The sequence below is a fragment of the Streptomyces sp. NPDC085866 genome, from assembly GCF_044541035.1.
GTDB lineage: Bacteria > Actinomycetota > Actinomycetes > Streptomycetales > Streptomycetaceae > Streptomyces.
In genome coordinates, this window is record NZ_JBITSQ010000013.1 from 261571 (window position 1) to 278914 (window position 17344).

Consider the following 17344-nt stretch of genomic DNA (forward strand, 5'->3'; position numbering starts at 1 on the left):
CGTGATGACCCGTTCCGTGCGCCGGACCCGGATGCTGCAGCTGGCCGGTGCGGGAGCCGCCGCCCTGATGGCACTGAGCGCCTGCTCCTCCTCGTCCGACGACTCGTCGCCCAAGTCGAAGGCGTCGGACTCGTCGTCCTCCGCCTCCCCGAAGCTCTCCGGGAAGGTCACCGTGTTCGCGGCCGCCTCCCTCAAGGAGAGCTTCACGACCCTGGGCAAGGAGTTCGAGAAGGCCCACCCCGGCACCAGCGTCAGCTTCAACTTCGGCGGCAGCGACACCCTCGCCGCGAGCATCACCAGCGGCGCCCCGGCGGACGTTTTCGCCGCCGCCAGCCCCAAGACCATGGCGATCGTGACGGACAAGCAGGAAGCGGTCGGCACCCCGGCCACCTTCGTCCGCAACCAGCTGGAGATCGCCACCCTGCCGGGCAACCCCGACAAGGTGGCCTCTCTGAAGGACCTCACCAAGTCCGGTCTGAAGGTCGTCCTGTGCGACAAGACCGTTCCGTGCGGCGCCGCCGCGCAGAAGGCCCTGGACGCCGGCAAGCTGAAGCTCACCCCGGTCTCCTACGAGCAGGACGTCAAGGCCGCCCTGACGAAGGTCGAGCTGAAGGAGGCCGACGCGGCCGTCGTCTACAAGACCGATGTGAAGGCCGCGGGTGACAAGGTGGAGGGCGTGGAGTTCCCCGAGTCCGCAAACGCCATCAACGACTACCCGATCACCCTGCTGAAGAACGCCGGCAACGCCGCGGCGGCCAAGGCGTTCATCGAGCTGGTGCAGTCCGCCGAGGGCCAGAAGGTCCTGAACGAGGCCGGGTTCCTCAAGCCGTGACCTCGCTCGACAAGCCCGGCGCCGCGGCCGACCCCCGCACAGGTGGGCCGCGGCGCCGCCGCGTCGGCACGGTGGGCCGACGTGGGGTGCCGTTGCCGCTGCTGGTGCCGGGCGTGGTGGCTCTGGCGTTCCTGCTGCTGCCACTGATCGCGCTGCTCGTACGAGCTCCCTGGCGGAGCCTGCCGCAGCAGCTGACCAGCGCAGAGGTGTGGCAGGCGCTCCAGCTGTCCTTGATCACCGCGACGGCTGCGACGGCCGTGAGCCTGGTGCTGGGGGTGCCGCTGGCCTGGCTGCTGGCCCGTACGGAGTTCCCGGGCCGCGGCCTCGTCCGCGCCCTGGTGACCCTGCCCCTGGTGCTTCCGCCGGTGGTCGGCGGGGTGGCCCTGCTGCTCGCCCTGGGCCGCAACGGCGTCATCGGCAAGTGGCTCGACTCCTGGTTCGGGATCACCCTCCCCTTCACCACCACCGGCGTCGTGATCGCGGAGGCGTTCGTCGCGATGCCGTTCCTGGTCATCAGCGTCGAGGGCACCCTGCGGGCCGCCGACCCGCGCTTCGAGGAGGCGGCCACCACGCTCGGCGCCTCCCGCTTCACCGCGTTCCGCCGGGTCACCCTGCCGCTGATCGCCCCCGGCATCGCCGCTGGCGCGGTGCTGGCCTGGGCCCGCGCGCTCGGCGAGTTCGGCGCGACGATCACCTTCGCGGGCAACTTCCCCGGCCGCACCCAGACCATGCCTCTCGCGGTCTACCTCGCCCTGCAGAACGACCCCGAGGCGGCCATCGCCCTCAGCCTGGTCCTGCTGGCCGTGTCCGTCGCGGTCCTGGCGGGGTTGCGGGACCGGTGGCTGACGGGGGCCGGGCGGTAACGCGAGGATGGAAGACGACGCTGTGCGTGTGCCGACGGAGGGCGCCCTCTTCATGACCGACATCGACACCCCCGAGGCCGGACTCGAGGTGGTGGGCGAGCAGGGGCTCGACGCCCGGCTCCTCGTCGAGCGAGGCTCCTTCCGGCTCGACGTGGCACTGACCGCCGCCCCCGGGGACGTCGTCGCGCTGCTCGGCCCGAACGGCGCCGGCAAGACCACCGCCCTACGCGCCCTCGCCGGCCTCGTCCCGCTCACCGACGGCCACCTGCGGCTGGACGGCGCCTCACTGGACCGCACCCCGCCCGAGTCCCGCCCGGTCGGTGTCGTCTTCCAGGACTACCTGCTCTTCCCGCACCTGTCCGCCCTGGACAACGTGGCCTTCGGACCGCGCTGCCGGGGCGTCTCCAAGGCCGAGGCGCGGGCCCAGGCTGCCGCCTGGCTGGACCGCATGGGCCTCGCCGACCACGCCGGCGCCAAGCCCCGCAGGCTCTCCGGGGGCCAGGCCCAGCGCGTCGCGCTCGCCCGCGCCCTGGCCACCCGGCCCCGGCTGCTGCTCCTGGACGAACCGCTCGCGGCCCTGGACGCCCGTACCCGCCTGGAGGTCCGCGCCCAGCTCCGCCGCCATCTGGCCGAGTTCGAGGCGGTCGCCGTCCTCGTCACGCACGATCCGCTGGACGCCATGGTGCTCGCGGACCGGCTGGTGGTCGTCGAGCACGGCCGGGTCGTCCAGGAGGGCACGCCGGCCGACATCGCCCGCCATCCGCGCACCGACTACATCGCGCAGCTGGTCGGCCTCAACCTCTACCGGGGACGGGCCGAGGGGCACACGGTACGGCTCGACGCGGGCCCCTCGATCACGACCACGGAGGTGCTGTCCGGGCCGGTCTTCGTGGCGTTCCCTCCGGTCGCCGTCTCCCTCTTCCGGGACCGGCCCACCGGCACCAGCGCCCGCAACCTGTGGCACTGCGAGGTCGCCGGTCTGGAGACCCACGGCGACCAGATCCGCGCAGACCTCACCGGCGAACTCCCCCTCGCCGCCGACCTCACCACCGTCGCGGCGGCCGAGCTGGACCTGCATCCCGGCGCAGCTGTCTGGGCGACGGTCAAAGCGACGCAGACACACGCATACCCTGCCTGAACGGGCGTGCAGCCTACTGTGGGTGCCCATGACACTGAGCATCCGCAACCAGCTCCCCGGCACCGTCACCGAGGTCCACCCCGGCGAGGTCATGGCCACGGTCAAGATCCGCCTCGACGGCGGGCAGGAGCTCATGGCGGCCATCACTCTGGAGGCCGTCGAGCAGCTCGGCCTCGCCCCGGACTCCCGCGTCGTCTCACTGGTGAAGTCGACGGAGATCTCGCTCGCCACGAGCCGGTTCGAGGGCCTGTCGATCCGTAACCAGCTCCCTGGCGCGATCGTCCAGATCGCCCTCGGCGGAGCCATGGCCTCCGTGAAGGTCTCGGTGCCCGGCGGCGAACTCACGGCCGTGATCACCAAGGACGCGGCCGAGGACCTCGGCCTCTTCGTCGGTTCCGACGTGATCGCCCTGATCAAGGCGACCGAGGTGGCGCTGGCCTCGGCGTGAGGACGGCAGAGCCCCGCCCGAACACGGGCGGGGCTCTCACCAGGGGATCGCTCAGTCCTCGTACGCGTCCAGCGGCGGGCAGGAGCAGACCAGGTTGCGGTCACCGAAGGCCTGGTCGATCCGGCGCACCGGCGGCCAGTACTTGTCGGCGGTCGAGACGCCGGCCGGGAAGACGGCGTCCTCGCGGCTGTAGGCGTGCGTCCACTCGCCGCCGAGCGCGGCCGCGGTGTGCGGGGCGTTCGCCAGCGGGTTGTCCTCGGCGGGCCACTCCCCGGAGCCGACCTTCTCGATCTCCGCGCGGATGGCGATCATCGCGTCGCAGAACCGGTCCAGCTCGGCCAGGTCCTCGGACTCGGTCGGCTCGATCATCAGCGTGCCGGCCACCGGGAAGGACATGGTCGGCGCGTGGAAGCCGTAGTCGATCAGGCGCTTGGCCACGTCGTCCACGCTCACGCCGGTCGCCTTGGTCAGCGGGCGCAGGTCGATGATGCACTCGTGCGCGACCAGGTTGCCGGGGCCGGTGTAGAGCACCGGGTAGTGCGGCTCCAGGCGCTTGGCGACGTAGTTCGCGGAGAGCACGGCCACCTGGGTGGCGCGCTTGAGGCCCTCGCCGCCCATCAGGCGGACGTACGCCCACGAGATCGGCAGGATGCCCGCGCTGCCCCAGGGCGCCGCCGAGATCGGGCCGACGCCCGTCTCCGGGCCGGCCGCCGGCTGCAGCGGGTGGTTGGGCAGGTGCGGCGCCAGGTGCGAGCGGACCGCGACCGGGCCGACGCCGGGGCCGCCGCCACCGTGCGGGATGCAGAAGGTCTTGTGCAGGTTCAGGTGCGAGACGTCGCCGCCGAAGTGGCCCGGCTTGGCGAGGCCGACCAGGGCGTTGAGGTTGGCGCCGTCGACGTAGACCTGGCCGCCGGCCTCGTGCACCTGGGCGCAGATGTCGGCGACGTGCTCCTCGAACACACCGTGCGTGGACGGGTAGGTGATCATCAGGACCGCCAGCTCGTCGCGGTACTGCTCGATCTTGGCCCGCAGGTCCTCGACGTCGATCTCGCCGTCCTCGGCGGTCTTGACGACGACCACCTTCATGCCGGCCATCACGGCGCTGGCGGCGTTGGTGCCGTGCGCGGAGGACGGGATCAGACAGACGGTGCGCTGCTCGTCGCCGTTGGCCCGGTGGTAGCCGCGGACGGCCAGCAGACCGGCCAGCTCGCCCTGCGAACCGGCGTTCGGCTGGAGCGAGACCTTGTCGTAGCCGGTGACCTCGGCGAGACGCTCCTCCAGCTCCCGGATGAGCGTGAGGTAGCCCTCGGCCTGCTCGGCGGGCGCGAAGGGGTGCAGCTGGCCGAACTCGGGCCAGGTGACGGGCTCCATCTCGGTGGTCGCGTTGAGCTTCATGGTGCACGAGCCCAGCGGGATCATGCCGCGGTCGAGCGCGTAGTCGCGGTCGGCCAGCTTGCGCAGGTAGCGCAGCATGGCGGTCTCGGAGCGGTGCTCGTGGAAGACCGGGTGGGTCAGGAAGTCGTCGGTGCGCAGCAGGGCCTCGGGCAGGGTGTCCGCGGCCGTCACGTCCAGCGCCTCGATGTCGCCCTCGACGCCGAAGGCGGACCAGACGGCGGCCAGCTGGGCCCGGTTGCTGGTCTCGTCACAGGCGAGGGAGACGTGGTCGGCGTCCACGAGACGCAGGTTGACCCCGTTCTCCAGGGCCGCGGCGACCACCTCGGCGGCCTTGCCGGGCACACGCGCGGTGAGGGTGTCGAAGTAGGCGCCGTGGACGATCTCGACACCGCCGGCCTTCAGGCCCTCGGCGAGGATCGTGGCGTAGCGGTGGGTGCGGCGGGCGACGGCGCGCAGCCCCTCGGGGCCGTGGTAGACGGCGTACATACCGGCCATCACGGCGAGCAGCACCTGCGCGGTGCAGATGTTGCTCGTGGCCTTCTCGCGGCGGATGTGCTGCTCACGGGTCTGCAGCGCGAGGCGGTAGGCCTTGTTGCCGTCGGCGTCGACGGAGACGCCGACCAGACGGCCGGGCAGGCTGCGCGCGAACTTCTCGTGCACCGCCATGTAGCCCGCGTGCGGACCGCCGAAGCCCATCGGCACACCGAAGCGCTGGGTCGTGCCGACGGCGATGTCCGCGCCCAGCTCACCCGGCGAGGTCAGCAGGGTGAGGGCCAGCAGGTCGGCGGAGACGGTGACGAGGGCGCCCAGCTCGTGCGCCTGGTCGATGACCGGCTTGATGTCGCGTACGGCACCGGAGGCGCCCGGGTACTGGATCAGCACGCCGTTGATCTCGCGCGCGGCGACGTCGGCCGGGATGCCGTCGCTCAGGTCGGCGACGACGACCTCGACACCGGTCGGCTCGGCACGCGTCTCGATGACGGCGATGGTCTGCGGCAGCGCGTCCGCGTCGACCAGGAACAGGCCCTTCTTGTTCTTGCCCATGCGCCGGGACAGCGCCATCGCCTCGGCGGCGGCCGTGCCCTCGTCCAGGAGGGAGGCGCCGGAGGTCGGCAGGCCGGTCAGGTCGGCGACCATCGTCTGGAAGTTCAGCAGCGCCTCGAGGCGGCCCTGCGAGATCTCCGGCTGGTACGGCGTGTAGGCCGTGTACCAGGCCGGGTTCTCCATGACGTTGCGCAGGATGACCGGCGGGGTGAAGGTCCCGTAGTAGCCGAGCCCGATCATCGAGCCGAGCACCTGGTTGCGGTCGGCGAGCGAGCGGAGCTCGGCGAGCACCTCGGCCTCGGTACGGCCACCCGGCAGATCGAGCGCGTCGGCGTTCTTGATCACATCCGGCACCGCGGCGGCGGTGAGCTCGTCGAGCGAGCCGTAACCGATGTGCGCGAGCATCTTGGCCCGCGCTTCCTGGTCGGGCCCGATGTGGCGCTGCTCGAAGGGGATGCCCGCTTCGAGCTCGGAGAGCGGAGTGCGATGGGCGGTCATTGCGGAGGCCTCCTGGTCTGACGCGACCTTCGGGGGGCACCACGGCGGTTGCCCCGACGGCCTCCCCCTCTGTCATCAAAACCTGAGAGCTTCACCGGGCGCCCGAGGGTCCCGGCTTTCACCGTCGGTGAGGGCGGGAGCCGTCGACGCTCGCCCTGCTTTCCAGAGTGACCTCGTCCGTGCGGTACGTGAGCCTGAGAGATTCCGGGGAGGATTTGCTCCTTCGGCGCCTCCGAGGTGGTCGGAGGACTCTCCCGCACGGGGTCAGCAGCCGCTGTCAGCCTACCAGCGAGGTCAACGCCCGGGCCCTCGAGTGGCCGCCTCCTTGAATGTGCTCTTTTGTAGTGCTTACGGATGAGTTGCGACCAAGTGGAGGGAGAGGGACCGTGCAGACCGACATCGATCCGCGCAACCTGATCGGCCGCAAGGCGTTCGACCGCAATGGCACCAAGATCGGCACCATCGACGAGGTGTACCTCGACGACGCCACGGGCGTGCCGGAGTGGGCGGCCATACGCACCGGTCTGTTCTCCCGGGACGCCTTCGTCCCCCTGGAGCCCAGCGAGCTGGTGGAGGGCGCCCTCAGGGTCCCCTTCGACCGCGCGCTCATCAAGGACGCCCCCGACTTCGGCGTGGGCCGCCACCTCTCCCCCGAACAGGAACTCCAGCTCTATCACCACTACGGCCTAGACGCGGCCGCACCTCCTTCGGTACCGGACCACGACTTCGGCAAGCTGGCGGGCACGGAGGAGGTCTGATCCCCGGCCGGGGTGGGCCGCTGGGCCCCCTCGGTTCCCGGCACCAGCGGCAACGGCTCGGCCGATTCCAGCGCGGGATCGTCGACGAAGAACGTACGGACCCGCCCCGGCTCGGACTGCGGTGTCTCGAAGCGCACAGTGACCCGCCCCAGGCCACTGCCCTGCACCCAGCCGTGCCCGTACTCGGCGTGCCGTACGTCGCACCCGGCACGCCACTGCCGCTCGGCGGGCTCGGGGCGCTCCTCCACGGCGTCGGGCACGACCTCCTGTGACGCCTCCACGGCCGCGGCCGCGTCCCGCTCGCCCGCAGCGGCCTGCGCGAACAGGTCCTCCTGGGTGTAGTCGGCGAGCCCCGAGACGCCCACGCCCAGCAGCCGTACCCCGCCCGTGGTGTCCACGGACTCCAGGAGCCGCGCGGCCGCCTCCCGGATCACCGCCGGATCGTCGGTGGGCCCACGGAGCGTCTCGGAGCGGGTCAGCGTCGAGAAGTCGTACCGCCGCACCTTCAGCACGATGGTCCGCCCGGACAGCCCGGCCCCGCGCAGCCGCCCCACGCACCGGTCGGCGAGCCGCTGCACCTCAAGTCCGACCCGCAGCCGGTCATGGATGTCCACGTCGTAGGTGTCCTCGACCGACACCGACTTGGTCTCCCGCTCGGCCACCACGGGTCGGTCGTCGTGCGCCAGCGCCATGGCGTACAGCGCGTGCCCGTGCGCCTTGCCGAGCAGCCGTACGAGTTCGTCCTCCCCCGCCTCGGCCAGTTCCTCGACGGTGGTGATCCCGGTCCGCCGCAGATGGTCCCCGGTCGCCGGCCCGACCCCGGGCAGCGTCCGCACCGACATGGGTCCCAGCAGCGCCCGCTCGGTCCCGGGCTCGATCAGCACGAGTCCGTCGGGCTTGGCCTGCTCCGAGGCGATCTTCGCGAGCATCTTGGAGGCGGCCAGCCCCACCGACCCGGTCAGCCCCGTGACCGTCCGGATGTCCGCGCGCAGCTTCGTCCCGGCCAGCCGCGCCGACGCCTCGTCCCAGGCCTCTCCGCCGGCCTCCAGATCGACGAACGCCTCGTCCAGGCTCAGCGGCTCCACCAGCGGCGACAGCGCCCGCAGCAGCGCCATCACCTGCTCGCTGACCGACTTGTACAGGGCGAAGCGCGGCACGAGGTACGCGGCGTTCGGCGCCAGCCTGCGCGCCTGGGCCATCGGCATGGCCGAGTGGACCCCGAAGACCCGGGCCTCGTACGACGCGGTGGCCACCACCCCGCGTGGTCCGAGTCCGCCCACGACGACGGCCTTCCCGCGCAGGCTCGGCTTGGACGCCTGCTCCACCGAGGCGAAGAAGGCGTCCATGTCGAGATGCAGGATCGTGGGCGCGTTTCTCACATCTCCGATGCTGCACCACGCCACTGACAACGCGGGCCCCGAGAGGGCGCCGTCAGACCGCCCGGTTGCGGCGCCTGGCCAGCTCGTCCGTCGGGTTGTGCCCGACCAGGGTCTCCCCGGTGTCGATGCGCTCGCCGTGCAGCTGGGAGAGTGCGCTTTCCACGTCCCGCCAGACCACGCCGACGGCGATGCCGAAGATGCCCTGACCGCCCTGGAGCAGGGCGTGGACCTCGTCGGGCGAGGTGCACTCGTAGACCGTGGCGCCGTCGCTCATGAGCGTCATGCGCTCCAGGTCGCGGAAACCGCGTTCCCGGAGGTGCTGGACGGCCGTACGGATGTTCTGCAGCGACACCCCGGTGTCCAGGAACCGCTTGACGATCTTCAGGACGACGACGTCCCGGAAGCTGTACAGGCGCTGTGTGCCCGAACCGTACGCGGGCCGCACGCTCGGCTCGACGAGGCCGGTGCGGGCCCAGTAGTCGAGTTGCCGATAGGTGATTCCGGCGGCCGCGCAGGCGGTGGGCCCGCGATAGCCGATCTCTTCGGACGCCATGGACGCCGCCCCTCCGCCGTCGGGCACCACCGTCGGTCGCTGTGAGGCGTGGTCGACCGCGCTGCCGGGCTGGGGGTATCCCCTGTCCGAACGCAGCTGAGAACTCGGGGGAGGGTACGGACCGCTCTCCCCGAGTCGTCCGGGGGCACCCCCAGCCGTACCGTCGCCGCTGGTTCTCACGCCGACCTCCGTCCTTGACCTGCCTTCTCGACGGTAGGCAGTCACCAGGGGTGCGTCAACGATCGCCACACTCGGCACGCCGAGTGATAATCACCCTAGGAGTGGTTTCCCGTGCCCCACCGCGGGGAAAGGCTAGCCGAATGCTCCGGCGGGGGGCCGTAGGACGCTCTCAATGGCCGGTGGCAATTGCCATGGCGCCGGGCGCGGACGAGCCGCCGACCGGCCGGTCACGGACCCCGCGGGTCGCCGCGCCGGCCCCCGTCTCACTGGCTGCTGGTGCCGAAGTCCTCGGGCGAGATCTGGTCGAGGAACTCGCGGAACTTCTCCACCTCGTCCTCCTGCTCGTCCGGGATCGCGATGCCGGCGTCGTCCAGCACCGTGTCGCTGCCGTAGATCGGCGTTCCGGTGCGCAGTGCGAGCGCTATGGCGTCCGAGGGACGGGCGCTCACCTCGACCCCGCTGGCGAAGACCAGCTCCGCGTAGAAGACGCCCTCACGCAGATCCGTGATGCGTACTTCGGTCAGCTCCTGGCCGACGGCCTCCAGCACGTCCTTGAACAGGTCGTGGGTCAGCGGTCGCGCGGGGGCCATGCCCTGTTGGGCGAAGGCGATCGCCGTCGCCTCCCCCGGCCCGATCCAGATGGGGAGGTAACGGTCGCCCCCCACTTCGCGCAGGAGCACGATCGGTTGGTTGGAGGGCATTTCCACCCGGACACCTACGACATCGAGCTCGTTCACACAGCAACCCTAGGCCGTGCCCGGGACGTTTGGGTAGTCGGGCCGGGAACAGGTGCCCGATCCGGCCCCCGCAAACCCTGCCGCTCAGGGCAGTCGGACACCCAGAGCGATCTGCACCAGCGCGGCGTGCAGCTTCACCGTGAGCGCCGCCAGCTCCTTCGCCCGGGCCTCGGCATGCGCCCTCGTCTGCGGGTTGCGGTGGCGCTTCAGAGGGGCCACCACCTGGTCCACGAGCCCCGCCTCGCGGTCGGCGGCGGCCTTCATCACCCGAAGGTGGCGCGGCTCGATCCCGAACCGGCCCAGCTCGGCGACCAGCGAGGCCACGGTGACGGCCTCGGAGTCGTACGCCCCGTCCTCCAGCGGTGCGATGAGCCCGTACGACTCCCACTCCTGGAGGTCGCCCTCGGTGATGTCGGCGGCCGCCAGCAGTGCGGCCCGCCCGATCCGGGCGACCGTGGGCCACTCGAGCGGCTCCAGCACGTCCTCACCGGTGCGCTGGCGCCCCACCAGGGGCAGCTGGACGGCCTCGCCCCGCTCCACGGCGTCCAGGTGCTCGCGGATCACCTTGAGCGGCAGATAGTGGTCCCGCTGCATCCTCAGGACATGAGCGAGGCGCTCGACGTCAGCGGCACTGAACTTCCGGTACCCCGAAGGGGTCCGCTGCGGCTCGACGAGGCCCTCCGACTCCAGGAAGCGGATCTTGGAGATGGTGACCTCGGGGAACTCGTCACGCAGCGCGTTCAGCACCGCGCCGATGCTCATCAGCCCACTGTCCGCGGCGGCGGTACCGCTTCGGGCACCGCCGCTCGGTGTTTGAAGCATGGACCTTCCCTGGGGGTCCCCCGGACAGAGTCCGGGGGGGGTCAGATGCCCTGCCGGCTCGCGTAGAAGACCAGCCGGTACTTGCCGATCTGCACCTCGTCACCGTTCGACAGAGCGACCTGGTCGATCCGCTCACGGTTGACGTACGTGCCGTTCAGACTGCCCACGTCGGCCACGGTGAACGAGCCGTCCGGGGAGCGCCGGAACTCCACGTGTCGGCGGGAGACCGTCACGTCGTCCAGGAAGATGTCGCTCTGCGGGTGACGGCCGGCCGTGGTCAGGTCGCTGTCCAGCAGGAAGCGGCTGCCCGAGTTCGGCCCCCGGCGCACCACCAGCAGCGCCGAGCCCGTCGGCAGCGCGTCGACCGCGGCCTGCGCCTCGGGCGAGAGCATCGGCATGGCCGTCTGACCGGTCGCTTCGGCGTCGTAGGCCTCGAGACCGGAGATGGAGATCGTGGACGTGGTCTCGGACGCACGCTCCGGCGCCACACCGGGCCGCAGCGGCGCACCGCAATTGGAACAGAAGCGGGCGTTCTCCGCGTTGCGGTTACCGCACCTCGTACACACCAGGATCGACATGGACGGATCCTCCTGCCGCGGCAGCCCCGCGGGGGCGTTGGACGCATACGGGTCGGAGGTAAACCCTCCACCCGCACTTGAGGTTGACGGTTGCCCGAAACCTATGCCGCCGGACTGGGCAGGGTCAACAGACGCCGCGCCCTGACCTCCGGAAATGTCACCGCCCGGACCAGCGACCTGGTCGCGGAACAGCGGGCGCTGGCCCTCTGCGTCAGGCTGTGCGCGATGACGAGCGGTCGCGTTGTCGCTGCCCTCTCGCGCGCTCTTGCCGAACAACTTCGCAAACAACTTCACGGGCGATTCCCCTTGACCGAAACAGACCCGCCCGTGGGGCAGGACGAACCCTGAATGCCTACACCGGCCGACCCGGACACCCTCACAACGTCCGTATCCACCAGACAGTTTCCACCACGCACCACCCCTTCGGTGCGCCGACCCCCCGCAACCTCATGCCCCTGCCGGACGTCCCCCATGCACCGCCGGTTCACTGGGAGGACGACCGAGCGTAGTCAGGCTGCTTCGCCTGTCGCAAGGCATCCACGACGATCTTGCTCGACCGCTCGACGGTCGCCGTGGCCTGCTCCTTCTCCAGCGTCTGCACCACGCCTCCAGGAATGTTCAGCGCCGGCTCGAGATCCTGCGGCTTGCCGATGACCTTGAAACGATAGGGAGCGTTGATCTTGTTCCCGTCGACGCTCACGGTCTTGCCGGAGTCGGTGAAGTAGCTGCTCGCGACCACCCGCACTCCGTTGACCTGGATGGCCTCCGCGCCGGCCGCGCGCAACTCCTGGATCGCGTCGAGCAGCATGTCCGCCTTGACCGTCCCCTTCGTGTCCTCGATCGTCATGGTGATGCCGGGACCCTGCGCGGCCACGGTGCCCGCCAGAATGCCGAGTTGTCTCTCCTTCTCGGCAGTCTGCCGGCGCGCCTCCGCGGCCTGGTCGGAACTGCTCTGCAGCTCCTGGCGCTGCTTCTCGAGTCCCTGCTTCTCGTCCACAAGACGCTGAGTACGGTCATCCAGTTCATCGAGGATGCGGACAAGATCTTCCTGACGGGCGCCGCGCAGCGCGCTGTCGCTGTCGCTGTTCGACGCCACCTGCACCGCCAGGCCGAAACCGAGGCCGAACAGCAGCAGCGCGACGATGAGTTGGGCCCGGGTGACCCGCAGCGGCCACAGCCCCTTGACCAGCCGCTGTCGCCCGGTGAGCTGCGGCTCGGCGCTCTCGGCGGGAGCCTGCTCGGGCTCGGGCGCAGGGGCCGGCACCTCGTCGGGCAGTTCCTTGCGCAGCCTGTTCTCCGGCTGCTCTTCCTGGTTGCTCATCTGCCTCACGCCCGGAAGACGTGCCGCCGGATCGCCGCGGCGTTCGAGAAGATCCGGATACCGAGAACGACCACGACACCCGTGGACAGCTGGGCGCCCACGCCCAACTTGTCCCCCAGGAACACGATCAACGCGGCCACGACCACGTTCGACAGGAACGACACCACGAAGACCTTGTCGTCGAAGATGCCGTCCAGCATGGCCCGCAGACCACCGAACACGGCGTCCAGCGCCGCCACGACGGCGATCGGCAGATAAGGCTCGACGACCGCCGGAACCTCAGGCCGGACCAACAGGCCGGCCACGACTCCCACGACGAGGCCCAGTACGGCGATCACGATGTGCCCTTCTCAGTCTTCTCGGCGTTCGGCTGTGCTGTGCGTACGATCACACTCGGTGCGGCGGGCAACCGGACGTCACCCTGCGTGGAGATGGTGGCGCGGATGCCGAAGTTCTGCTCCAGGGCATGCAGATACAGCCCGTCCGCGCTGTTCTGGAACCCGGTGCTCAGCTGCTCCCCGTCCCCCACTGCCAGCACCGTGTACGGCGGCACCAGCGGCCTGTTGTCGACCAGTATCGCCTCACCCGCGGCCCTGATCGCGGACAGGGCCGTCAGCCGCTGTCCGTTGATCGAGACGGCTTCGGCCCCCGAGGCCCACAGCCCGTTGACCACCCGCTGCATGTCCCGGTCGCGCAGCCGCCCGGTGTCGGAGAATCCGGACGTCTCGCGCGGATTGGTGCCGTCGCCACCGGTGCTGGCCTCCTTGGCGTCGTCGACCACGAGCTTCACCCCGGGACCGTGCACCGCGGTGGCGCCCGACAGGATGCCCATCAGGTCCGCCTCGGAACCGCCGCCGCTCTGCTTCAGCGCCGCCCGCTGACGGGAGCTGACGTCGTCGCGCAGCTTGTCGACATCGCCTTCCAGGCTGTCCGCGGCCGCGGTCTCGCGGTCGATGCGGTCGATCAGCTCCTGGCGCTCCTTGGCCACCACGGGCGCCGCCACGCGCGCCTGGGCCGCTCCGACGGTCACGACCAGCGCCGCGAGCACCAGCCCGGCCGCCAGACCCAGCTTCGCCCGGAGGGTCTTCGGCAGCCCGCCTTCGATGCCCTGGGACCTCTTCCGGGCGGCGGCCTCGGCGTACCCGTCGTCGAGGCTGTGGTCCATGACGTTGGTGATCAACGACATGGAAGCGTCCGGACGCCGCGGCCGCGGGGGGCTGCTCCGAACGGGGGGTTGCTGCGGCATGCCGCACATCGTCGCATGTCGCGCGCAGTACCTCCGAATGGCCCCACCGGCGTGCCGGACAGGCCCCCTTGGGGACACTTGTCCGGCACGCGCGTGTGCTGTGGCTTTTGCCGTCCGGAGCTGCCGGTTCTACCGCCCCGCGCTGTCCACCACGGCGGACCACTCGTCCAGCAGGGCCTGCGCCGAGGCGTCGTCGGGGCCCTCGGCCCACAGATGGGTGACGGCCTCGGCGGGGTCGGGCAGCACCATCACCCAGCGTCCGTCGGTCTCCACGACCCGCACACCGTCCGTCGTGTCGACGAAGCGATCACCGGCCGCCTCGACGACACGCCGCATCACCAGACCCTTGACGGCCCACGGGGTCGCCAGGTCCCGCTTGAGGACGTGCGCCCGCGGAATCCGCGCGTCGATCTGGCTCAGCGTGAGCTGCGTGCGCGCCACCAGCCCGATCAGCCGTACGAAGGCAGCCGTGCCGTCGTAGACGCTGCTGAACTCGGGGACGATGAACCCGCCCTTGCCGTCACCGCCGAAAATGGTGCCCTCTTCACGTCCCACGCGCGTGAGGTCGTCGGGAGAGGTGGTCGTCCACTCGACCTGCGTGCCGTGGTAGGCCGCCACCTGCTCGGCGATCCTGGTCGTGGTCACCGGCAGCGCCACACGTCCGCTGCGCCGCTCAGCGGCCACCAGGTCCAGCATCACGAGCAGGGCCCGGTCGTCCTCGATGATCCGGCCCTTCTCGTCCACGAGCGACAGCCGCTCGCCGACGGGGTCGAACCGGACACCGAACGCGGCCCCGGAGGACGCCACGATCTCACCGAGGCGCACCAGCCCGTTCCGGCGCACCTCGGCGGTCTCCGTCGGCCGGGACTCGTCGAGACCCGGGTTGACGGTCAGCGAGTCCACACCGAGCTTGCCGAGCAGGCTGGGCAGGACGAGGCCGGCGCTGCCGTTGGAGGCGTCCACGACCACCTTCAGGCCCGATTCCGCGATCCCGGTGGTGTCCACGTTGCGCAGCAGCGAACCGGTGTAGGAGTCGAAGACGCTCGCCGGGAAGTACAGGTCGCCGATCTCACCGGGGAACGCCCGGCGGTACTCCTGTCGCGCGAACACCCGGTCGAGCTTGCGCTGGCCGCCCTGCGACAGATCCGCGCCCTGCCCGTCGAAGAACATGATGTCGACGGAGTCCGGCACACCCGGCGAGGTCCGGATCATGATGCCGCCGGCACTGCCCCGCGCGGTCTGCTGCCGGGCCACCGGAAGCGGCACGTTCTCCAGGTCCCGTACGTCGATGGCACTGGCCTGGAGCGCGGAGATCACCGCCCGCTTGAGGGCGCGGGCGCCTCGGGAGTGGTCACGGGCCGTGGTGACCGTGGAACCCTTCTTCAACGTGGTCGCATAGGCGCCCGCCAGCCGTACGGCCAGCTCCGGCGTGATCTCCACGTTCAGGATTCCGGACACACCGCGGGCACCGAAGAGTTGTGCCTGTCCCCTCGACTCCCAGATGACCGAGGTGTTGACGAAGGCGCCCGCCTCGATGGTCTTGAACGGGTAGACCCGCACATTGCCCTGAACGATCGATTCTTCACCGATCAGGCACTCGTCACCGATGACCGCGCCGTCCTCGATCCGGGCCGCCCGCATGATGTCGGTGTTCTTGCCGATGACACAGCCACGCAGATTGCTGTGCTGACCGACATACACGTTGTCGTGCACCACGGCCCGGTGCAGGAAGGCACCGCTCTTGACGACGACATTGGAGCCGATGACGGTGTGTTCGCGGATTTCGGCGCCGGCCTCCACCTTGGCGTAGTCACCGATGTAGAGCGGCCCGCGGAGCACGGCATCGGGGTGCACCTCGGCACCCTCCGCCACCCAGACGCCAGGCGATATCTCGAATCCGTCGATGTCGACGTTGACCTTGCCCTCGAGGACGTCGGCCTGGGCCTTGACGTAGCTCTCGTGGGTACCGACGTCCTCCCAGTAGCCTTCGGCGATATAGCCGTAGATCGGCTTGCCTTCCTTCATCAGCTGCGGGAAGACATCGCCGGACCAGTCGACGGGCACATCGGGTTCGACGTAGTCGAACACCTCGGGCTCCATCACATAGATGCCCGTGTTCACCGTGTCGGAGAAGACCTGCCCCCAGGTCGGCTTCTCGAGGAAACGCTCGACCTTGCCTTCCTCGTCGACGATGGTGATACCGAACTCCAGCGGATTGGGCACCCGGGTCAGGCAGACCGTGACCAGTGCGCCCTTCTCCTTGTGGAAATTGATCAGATCGGTGAGGTCGAAGTCCGTCAGAGCATCGCCGGAGATGACGAGGAAAGCATCGTCCTTCAACGCCTCTTCGGCGTTCTTGACGCTTCCGGCGGTACCGAGCGGCTTCTCCTCATTGGCATATGTGAGCTCCATTCCGAGCTCCTCGCCGTCGCCGAAGTAGTTCTTGACGAGCGAGGCCAGGAACTGAACGGTGACAACGGTCTCGTTGAGCCCATGCCTTTTGAGCAGCCGTAGCACGTGCTCCATGATCGGACGGTTCACCACAGGCAGGAGCGGCTTGGGCATGCTGGAGGTCATAGGGCGAAGGCGAGTGCCTTCACCACCGGCCATCACGACGGCCTTCATGTCGGAAGCGTCCTCCTAGAGAGACGACGGTCTAGCCGACTTCACCCGTCCACATTGTCCCGCAGTTTTCCGCAGCGGGCCATCGGGCCACTATGTCCGGACAATCAACGAGCTCAATCGGCCGTGGCGTCCGCGCGGACCAGGCGGCGGACTTGTACCACGTAGAGCACTCCTGCCCACCAATAGAGCGTTGTACCCCATCCTGCGAACGCCCATCCGAAAACAGCGGCAAGTGACGCGATCCATCCGTTTCCGTCACTGAGGAGCAGGAGCGGGAAGGCATACATCAGGTTGAAGGTGGCGGCCTTCCCCAGGAAGTTCACCTGCGGCGGCGGATAGCCGTGCCGTCGGAGGATGCCCACCATCACCAGCAGAACCAGCTCCCTCGCGAGCAGGAGGCCGGTCAACCAGAGCGGCAGGATCCCCCGCCAGGTGAGCCCCAGCAGAGTGGAGAGTACGTACAGCCGGTCGGCAGCCGGATCGAGGAGCCGGCCGAGGCTGCTGATCTGATTCCAGCGCCGGGCGAGCTTGCCGTCGAGATAGTCACTGATCCCGCTGAAGGCCAACACCAGGAGAGCCCAGCCATCACTGTTGGGTCCCCCGAACTCCGGCCTGAGGATCAGCCAGAGGAAGAGGGGTACGCCGACGAGCCGCGCCATGCTGAGGATGTTGGGGATGGTGAGGACCCGGTCAGTCTGGACACGGGTCTCCTGGACCTCCACCCGGGGGCCTCCTGTGCGAAAACGAGCCAACGATGCCCCCTGACCTTACCTCAACGCAAAAAAGCTCCGGCCCCTGGGCTGTGTGCCCAAGAGCCGGAGCTGTAAAAGGAGTTCGGCGGCGTCCTACTCTCCCACAGGGTCCCCCCTGCAGTACCATCGGCGCTGTGAGGCTTAGCTTCCGGGTTCGGAATGTAACCGGGCGTTT

General features: G+C 69.8%; 16 protein-coding genes, 1 rRNA gene and 1 riboswitch. Of the genes, 5 read left to right on the forward strand and 12 right to left on the reverse strand.

Going from position 1 to position 17344, the window contains the following annotated elements; translation table 11 throughout:
* Nucleotides 1-4 precede the first annotated feature (4 nt).
* From modA to ACIF83_RS31770, 4 genes are read left to right on the forward strand one after another with little or no spacing between them, the layout of a single operon-like run.
* Nucleotides 5-832 (forward strand): molybdate ABC transporter substrate-binding protein, encoded by an 828-nt coding sequence (gene modA / locus ACIF83_RS31755; RefSeq protein WP_393482627.1) that lies wholly within the window; start codon nt 5-7, stop codon nt 830-832.
* Nucleotides 829-1695 (forward strand): molybdate ABC transporter permease subunit, encoded by an 867-nt coding sequence (gene modB, locus ACIF83_RS31760; RefSeq protein WP_399732077.1) that lies wholly within the window; start codon nt 829-831, stop codon nt 1693-1695. Before modA ends, modB begins: the two co-directional genes overlap by 4 nt.
* A gap of 52 nt (nt 1696-1747) precedes the next feature.
* Nucleotides 1748-2833: an ABC transporter ATP-binding protein gene (locus tag ACIF83_RS31765; protein ID WP_393482675.1), complete on the forward strand. Its 1086-nt coding sequence runs from the start codon at nt 1748-1750 to the stop codon at nt 2831-2833.
* 28 nt (nt 2834-2861) lie between these two features.
* On the forward strand, nt 2862-3281 hold the full coding sequence (locus tag ACIF83_RS31770) for a molybdopterin-binding protein (protein WP_399732080.1): 420 nt from the start codon (nt 2862-2864) through the stop codon (nt 3279-3281).
* A 51-nt stretch (nt 3282-3332) separates the two neighbouring features.
* Here the strand turns inward: ACIF83_RS31770 and gcvP are convergent, their stop codons facing one another.
* Nucleotides 3333-6218 carry an aminomethyl-transferring glycine dehydrogenase gene (gene gcvP / locus ACIF83_RS31775; protein ID WP_398139709.1) on the reverse strand — a complete coding sequence of 962 codons (2886 nt, stop codon included), beginning with the start codon at nt 6216-6218 and terminating at the stop codon, nt 3333-3335.
* Between the two features lie 172 nt (nt 6219-6390).
* Nucleotides 6391-6485: riboswitch (glycine riboswitch) on the reverse strand.
* Nucleotides 6486-6604: 119 nt separating this feature from the next.
* On the opposite strand from gcvP, the gene ACIF83_RS31780 reads away from it, so the two are divergent.
* Nucleotides 6605-6976: a PRC-barrel domain-containing protein gene (locus ACIF83_RS31780; protein ID WP_386579652.1), complete on the forward strand. Its 372-nt coding sequence runs from the start codon at nt 6605-6607 to the stop codon at nt 6974-6976.
* On the opposite strand, the gene ACIF83_RS31785 is transcribed toward ACIF83_RS31780, so the two are convergent.
* The 11 genes from ACIF83_RS31785 to rrf form a co-directional block, all read right to left on the reverse strand.
* Nucleotides 6898-8355 carry a DNA polymerase IV gene (locus ACIF83_RS31785; protein WP_393482639.1) on the reverse strand — a complete coding sequence of 486 codons (1458 nt, stop codon included), beginning with the start codon at nt 8353-8355 and terminating at the stop codon, nt 6898-6900. The two genes, ACIF83_RS31780 and ACIF83_RS31785, sit on opposite strands and share 79 nt — an antisense overlap.
* A 52-nt stretch (nt 8356-8407) precedes the next feature.
* A complete protein-coding gene (locus ACIF83_RS31790) occupies nt 8408-9088 on the reverse strand; it encodes a MerR family transcriptional regulator (RefSeq protein ID WP_393482642.1) in 681 nt (226 codons plus the stop codon).
* A gap of 263 nt (nt 9089-9351) precedes the next feature.
* Nucleotides 9352-9825, reverse strand: coding sequence for a bifunctional nuclease family protein (locus ACIF83_RS31795; protein WP_026253112.1), 474 nt, complete (start codon nt 9823-9825; stop codon nt 9352-9354).
* Between the two features lie 84 nt (nt 9826-9909).
* A complete protein-coding gene (locus tag ACIF83_RS31800; RefSeq protein WP_399732086.1) occupies nt 9910-10647 on the reverse strand; it encodes a MerR family transcriptional regulator in 738 nt (245 codons plus the stop codon).
* 41 nt (nt 10648-10688) lie between these two features.
* A complete protein-coding gene (locus ACIF83_RS31805) occupies nt 10689-11519 on the reverse strand; it encodes an FHA domain-containing protein (RefSeq protein ID WP_399732089.1) in 831 nt (276 codons plus the stop codon).
* Nucleotides 11520-11709: 190 nt separating this feature from the next.
* Complete coding sequence (locus ACIF83_RS31810) at nt 11710-12546, reverse strand: DUF881 domain-containing protein (protein WP_398139712.1); 837 nt, start codon at nt 12544-12546, stop codon at nt 11710-11712.
* A gap of 5 nt (nt 12547-12551) precedes the next feature.
* Nucleotides 12552-12884, reverse strand: a complete 333-nt coding sequence (locus ACIF83_RS31815; protein WP_003988855.1) for a small basic family protein — start codon at nt 12882-12884, stop codon at nt 12552-12554.
* On the reverse strand, nt 12881-13792 hold the full coding sequence (locus tag ACIF83_RS31820) for a DUF881 domain-containing protein (protein WP_393482653.1): 912 nt from the start codon (nt 13790-13792) through the stop codon (nt 12881-12883). The genes ACIF83_RS31815 and ACIF83_RS31820 overlap by 4 nt, the downstream gene beginning before the upstream one ends.
* 129 nt (nt 13793-13921) lie before the next feature.
* Nucleotides 13922-16417 (reverse strand): sugar phosphate nucleotidyltransferase, encoded by a 2496-nt coding sequence (locus tag ACIF83_RS31825; RefSeq protein ID WP_393482656.1) that lies wholly within the window; start codon nt 16415-16417, stop codon nt 13922-13924.
* Between the two features lie 113 nt (nt 16418-16530).
* Nucleotides 16531-17139, reverse strand: a complete 609-nt coding sequence (locus tag ACIF83_RS31830; RefSeq protein ID WP_393482658.1) for a CDP-alcohol phosphatidyltransferase family protein — start codon at nt 17137-17139, stop codon at nt 16531-16533.
* A gap of 110 nt (nt 17140-17249) precedes the next feature.
* Nucleotides 17250-17344: ribosomal RNA gene (gene rrf / locus ACIF83_RS31835) — 5S ribosomal RNA — on the reverse strand; the annotation flags it as partial.

Bases quoted from the DNA above. Each gene is read 5' to 3' on its own strand.
- modA (WP_393482627.1), top strand. From the start codon at position 5: ATGACCCGTTCCGTGCGCCGGACCCGGATGCTGCAGCTGGCCGGTGCG.
- ACIF83_RS31765 (WP_393482675.1), top strand. From the start codon at position 1,748: ATGACCGACATCGACACCCCCGAGGCCGGACTCGAGGTGGTGGGCGAG.
- ACIF83_RS31770 (WP_399732080.1), top strand. From the start codon at position 2,862: ATGACACTGAGCATCCGCAACCAGCTCCCCGGCACCGTCACCGAGGTC.
- gcvP (WP_398139709.1), bottom strand. From the start codon at position 6,218: ATGACCGCCCATCGCACTCCGCTCTCCGAGCTCGAAGCGGGCATCCCC.
- ACIF83_RS31800 (WP_399732086.1), bottom strand. From the start codon at position 10,647: ATGCTTCAAACACCGAGCGGCGGTGCCCGAAGCGGTACCGCCGCCGCG.
- ACIF83_RS31810 (WP_398139712.1), bottom strand. From the start codon at position 12,546: ATGAGCAACCAGGAAGAGCAGCCGGAGAACAGGCTGCGCAAGGAACTG.
- ACIF83_RS31820 (WP_393482653.1), bottom strand. From the start codon at position 13,792: ATGCCGCAGCAACCCCCCGTTCGGAGCAGCCCCCCGCGGCCGCGGCGT.
- ACIF83_RS31825 (WP_393482656.1), bottom strand. From the start codon at position 16,417: ATGAAGGCCGTCGTGATGGCCGGTGGTGAAGGCACTCGCCTTCGCCCT.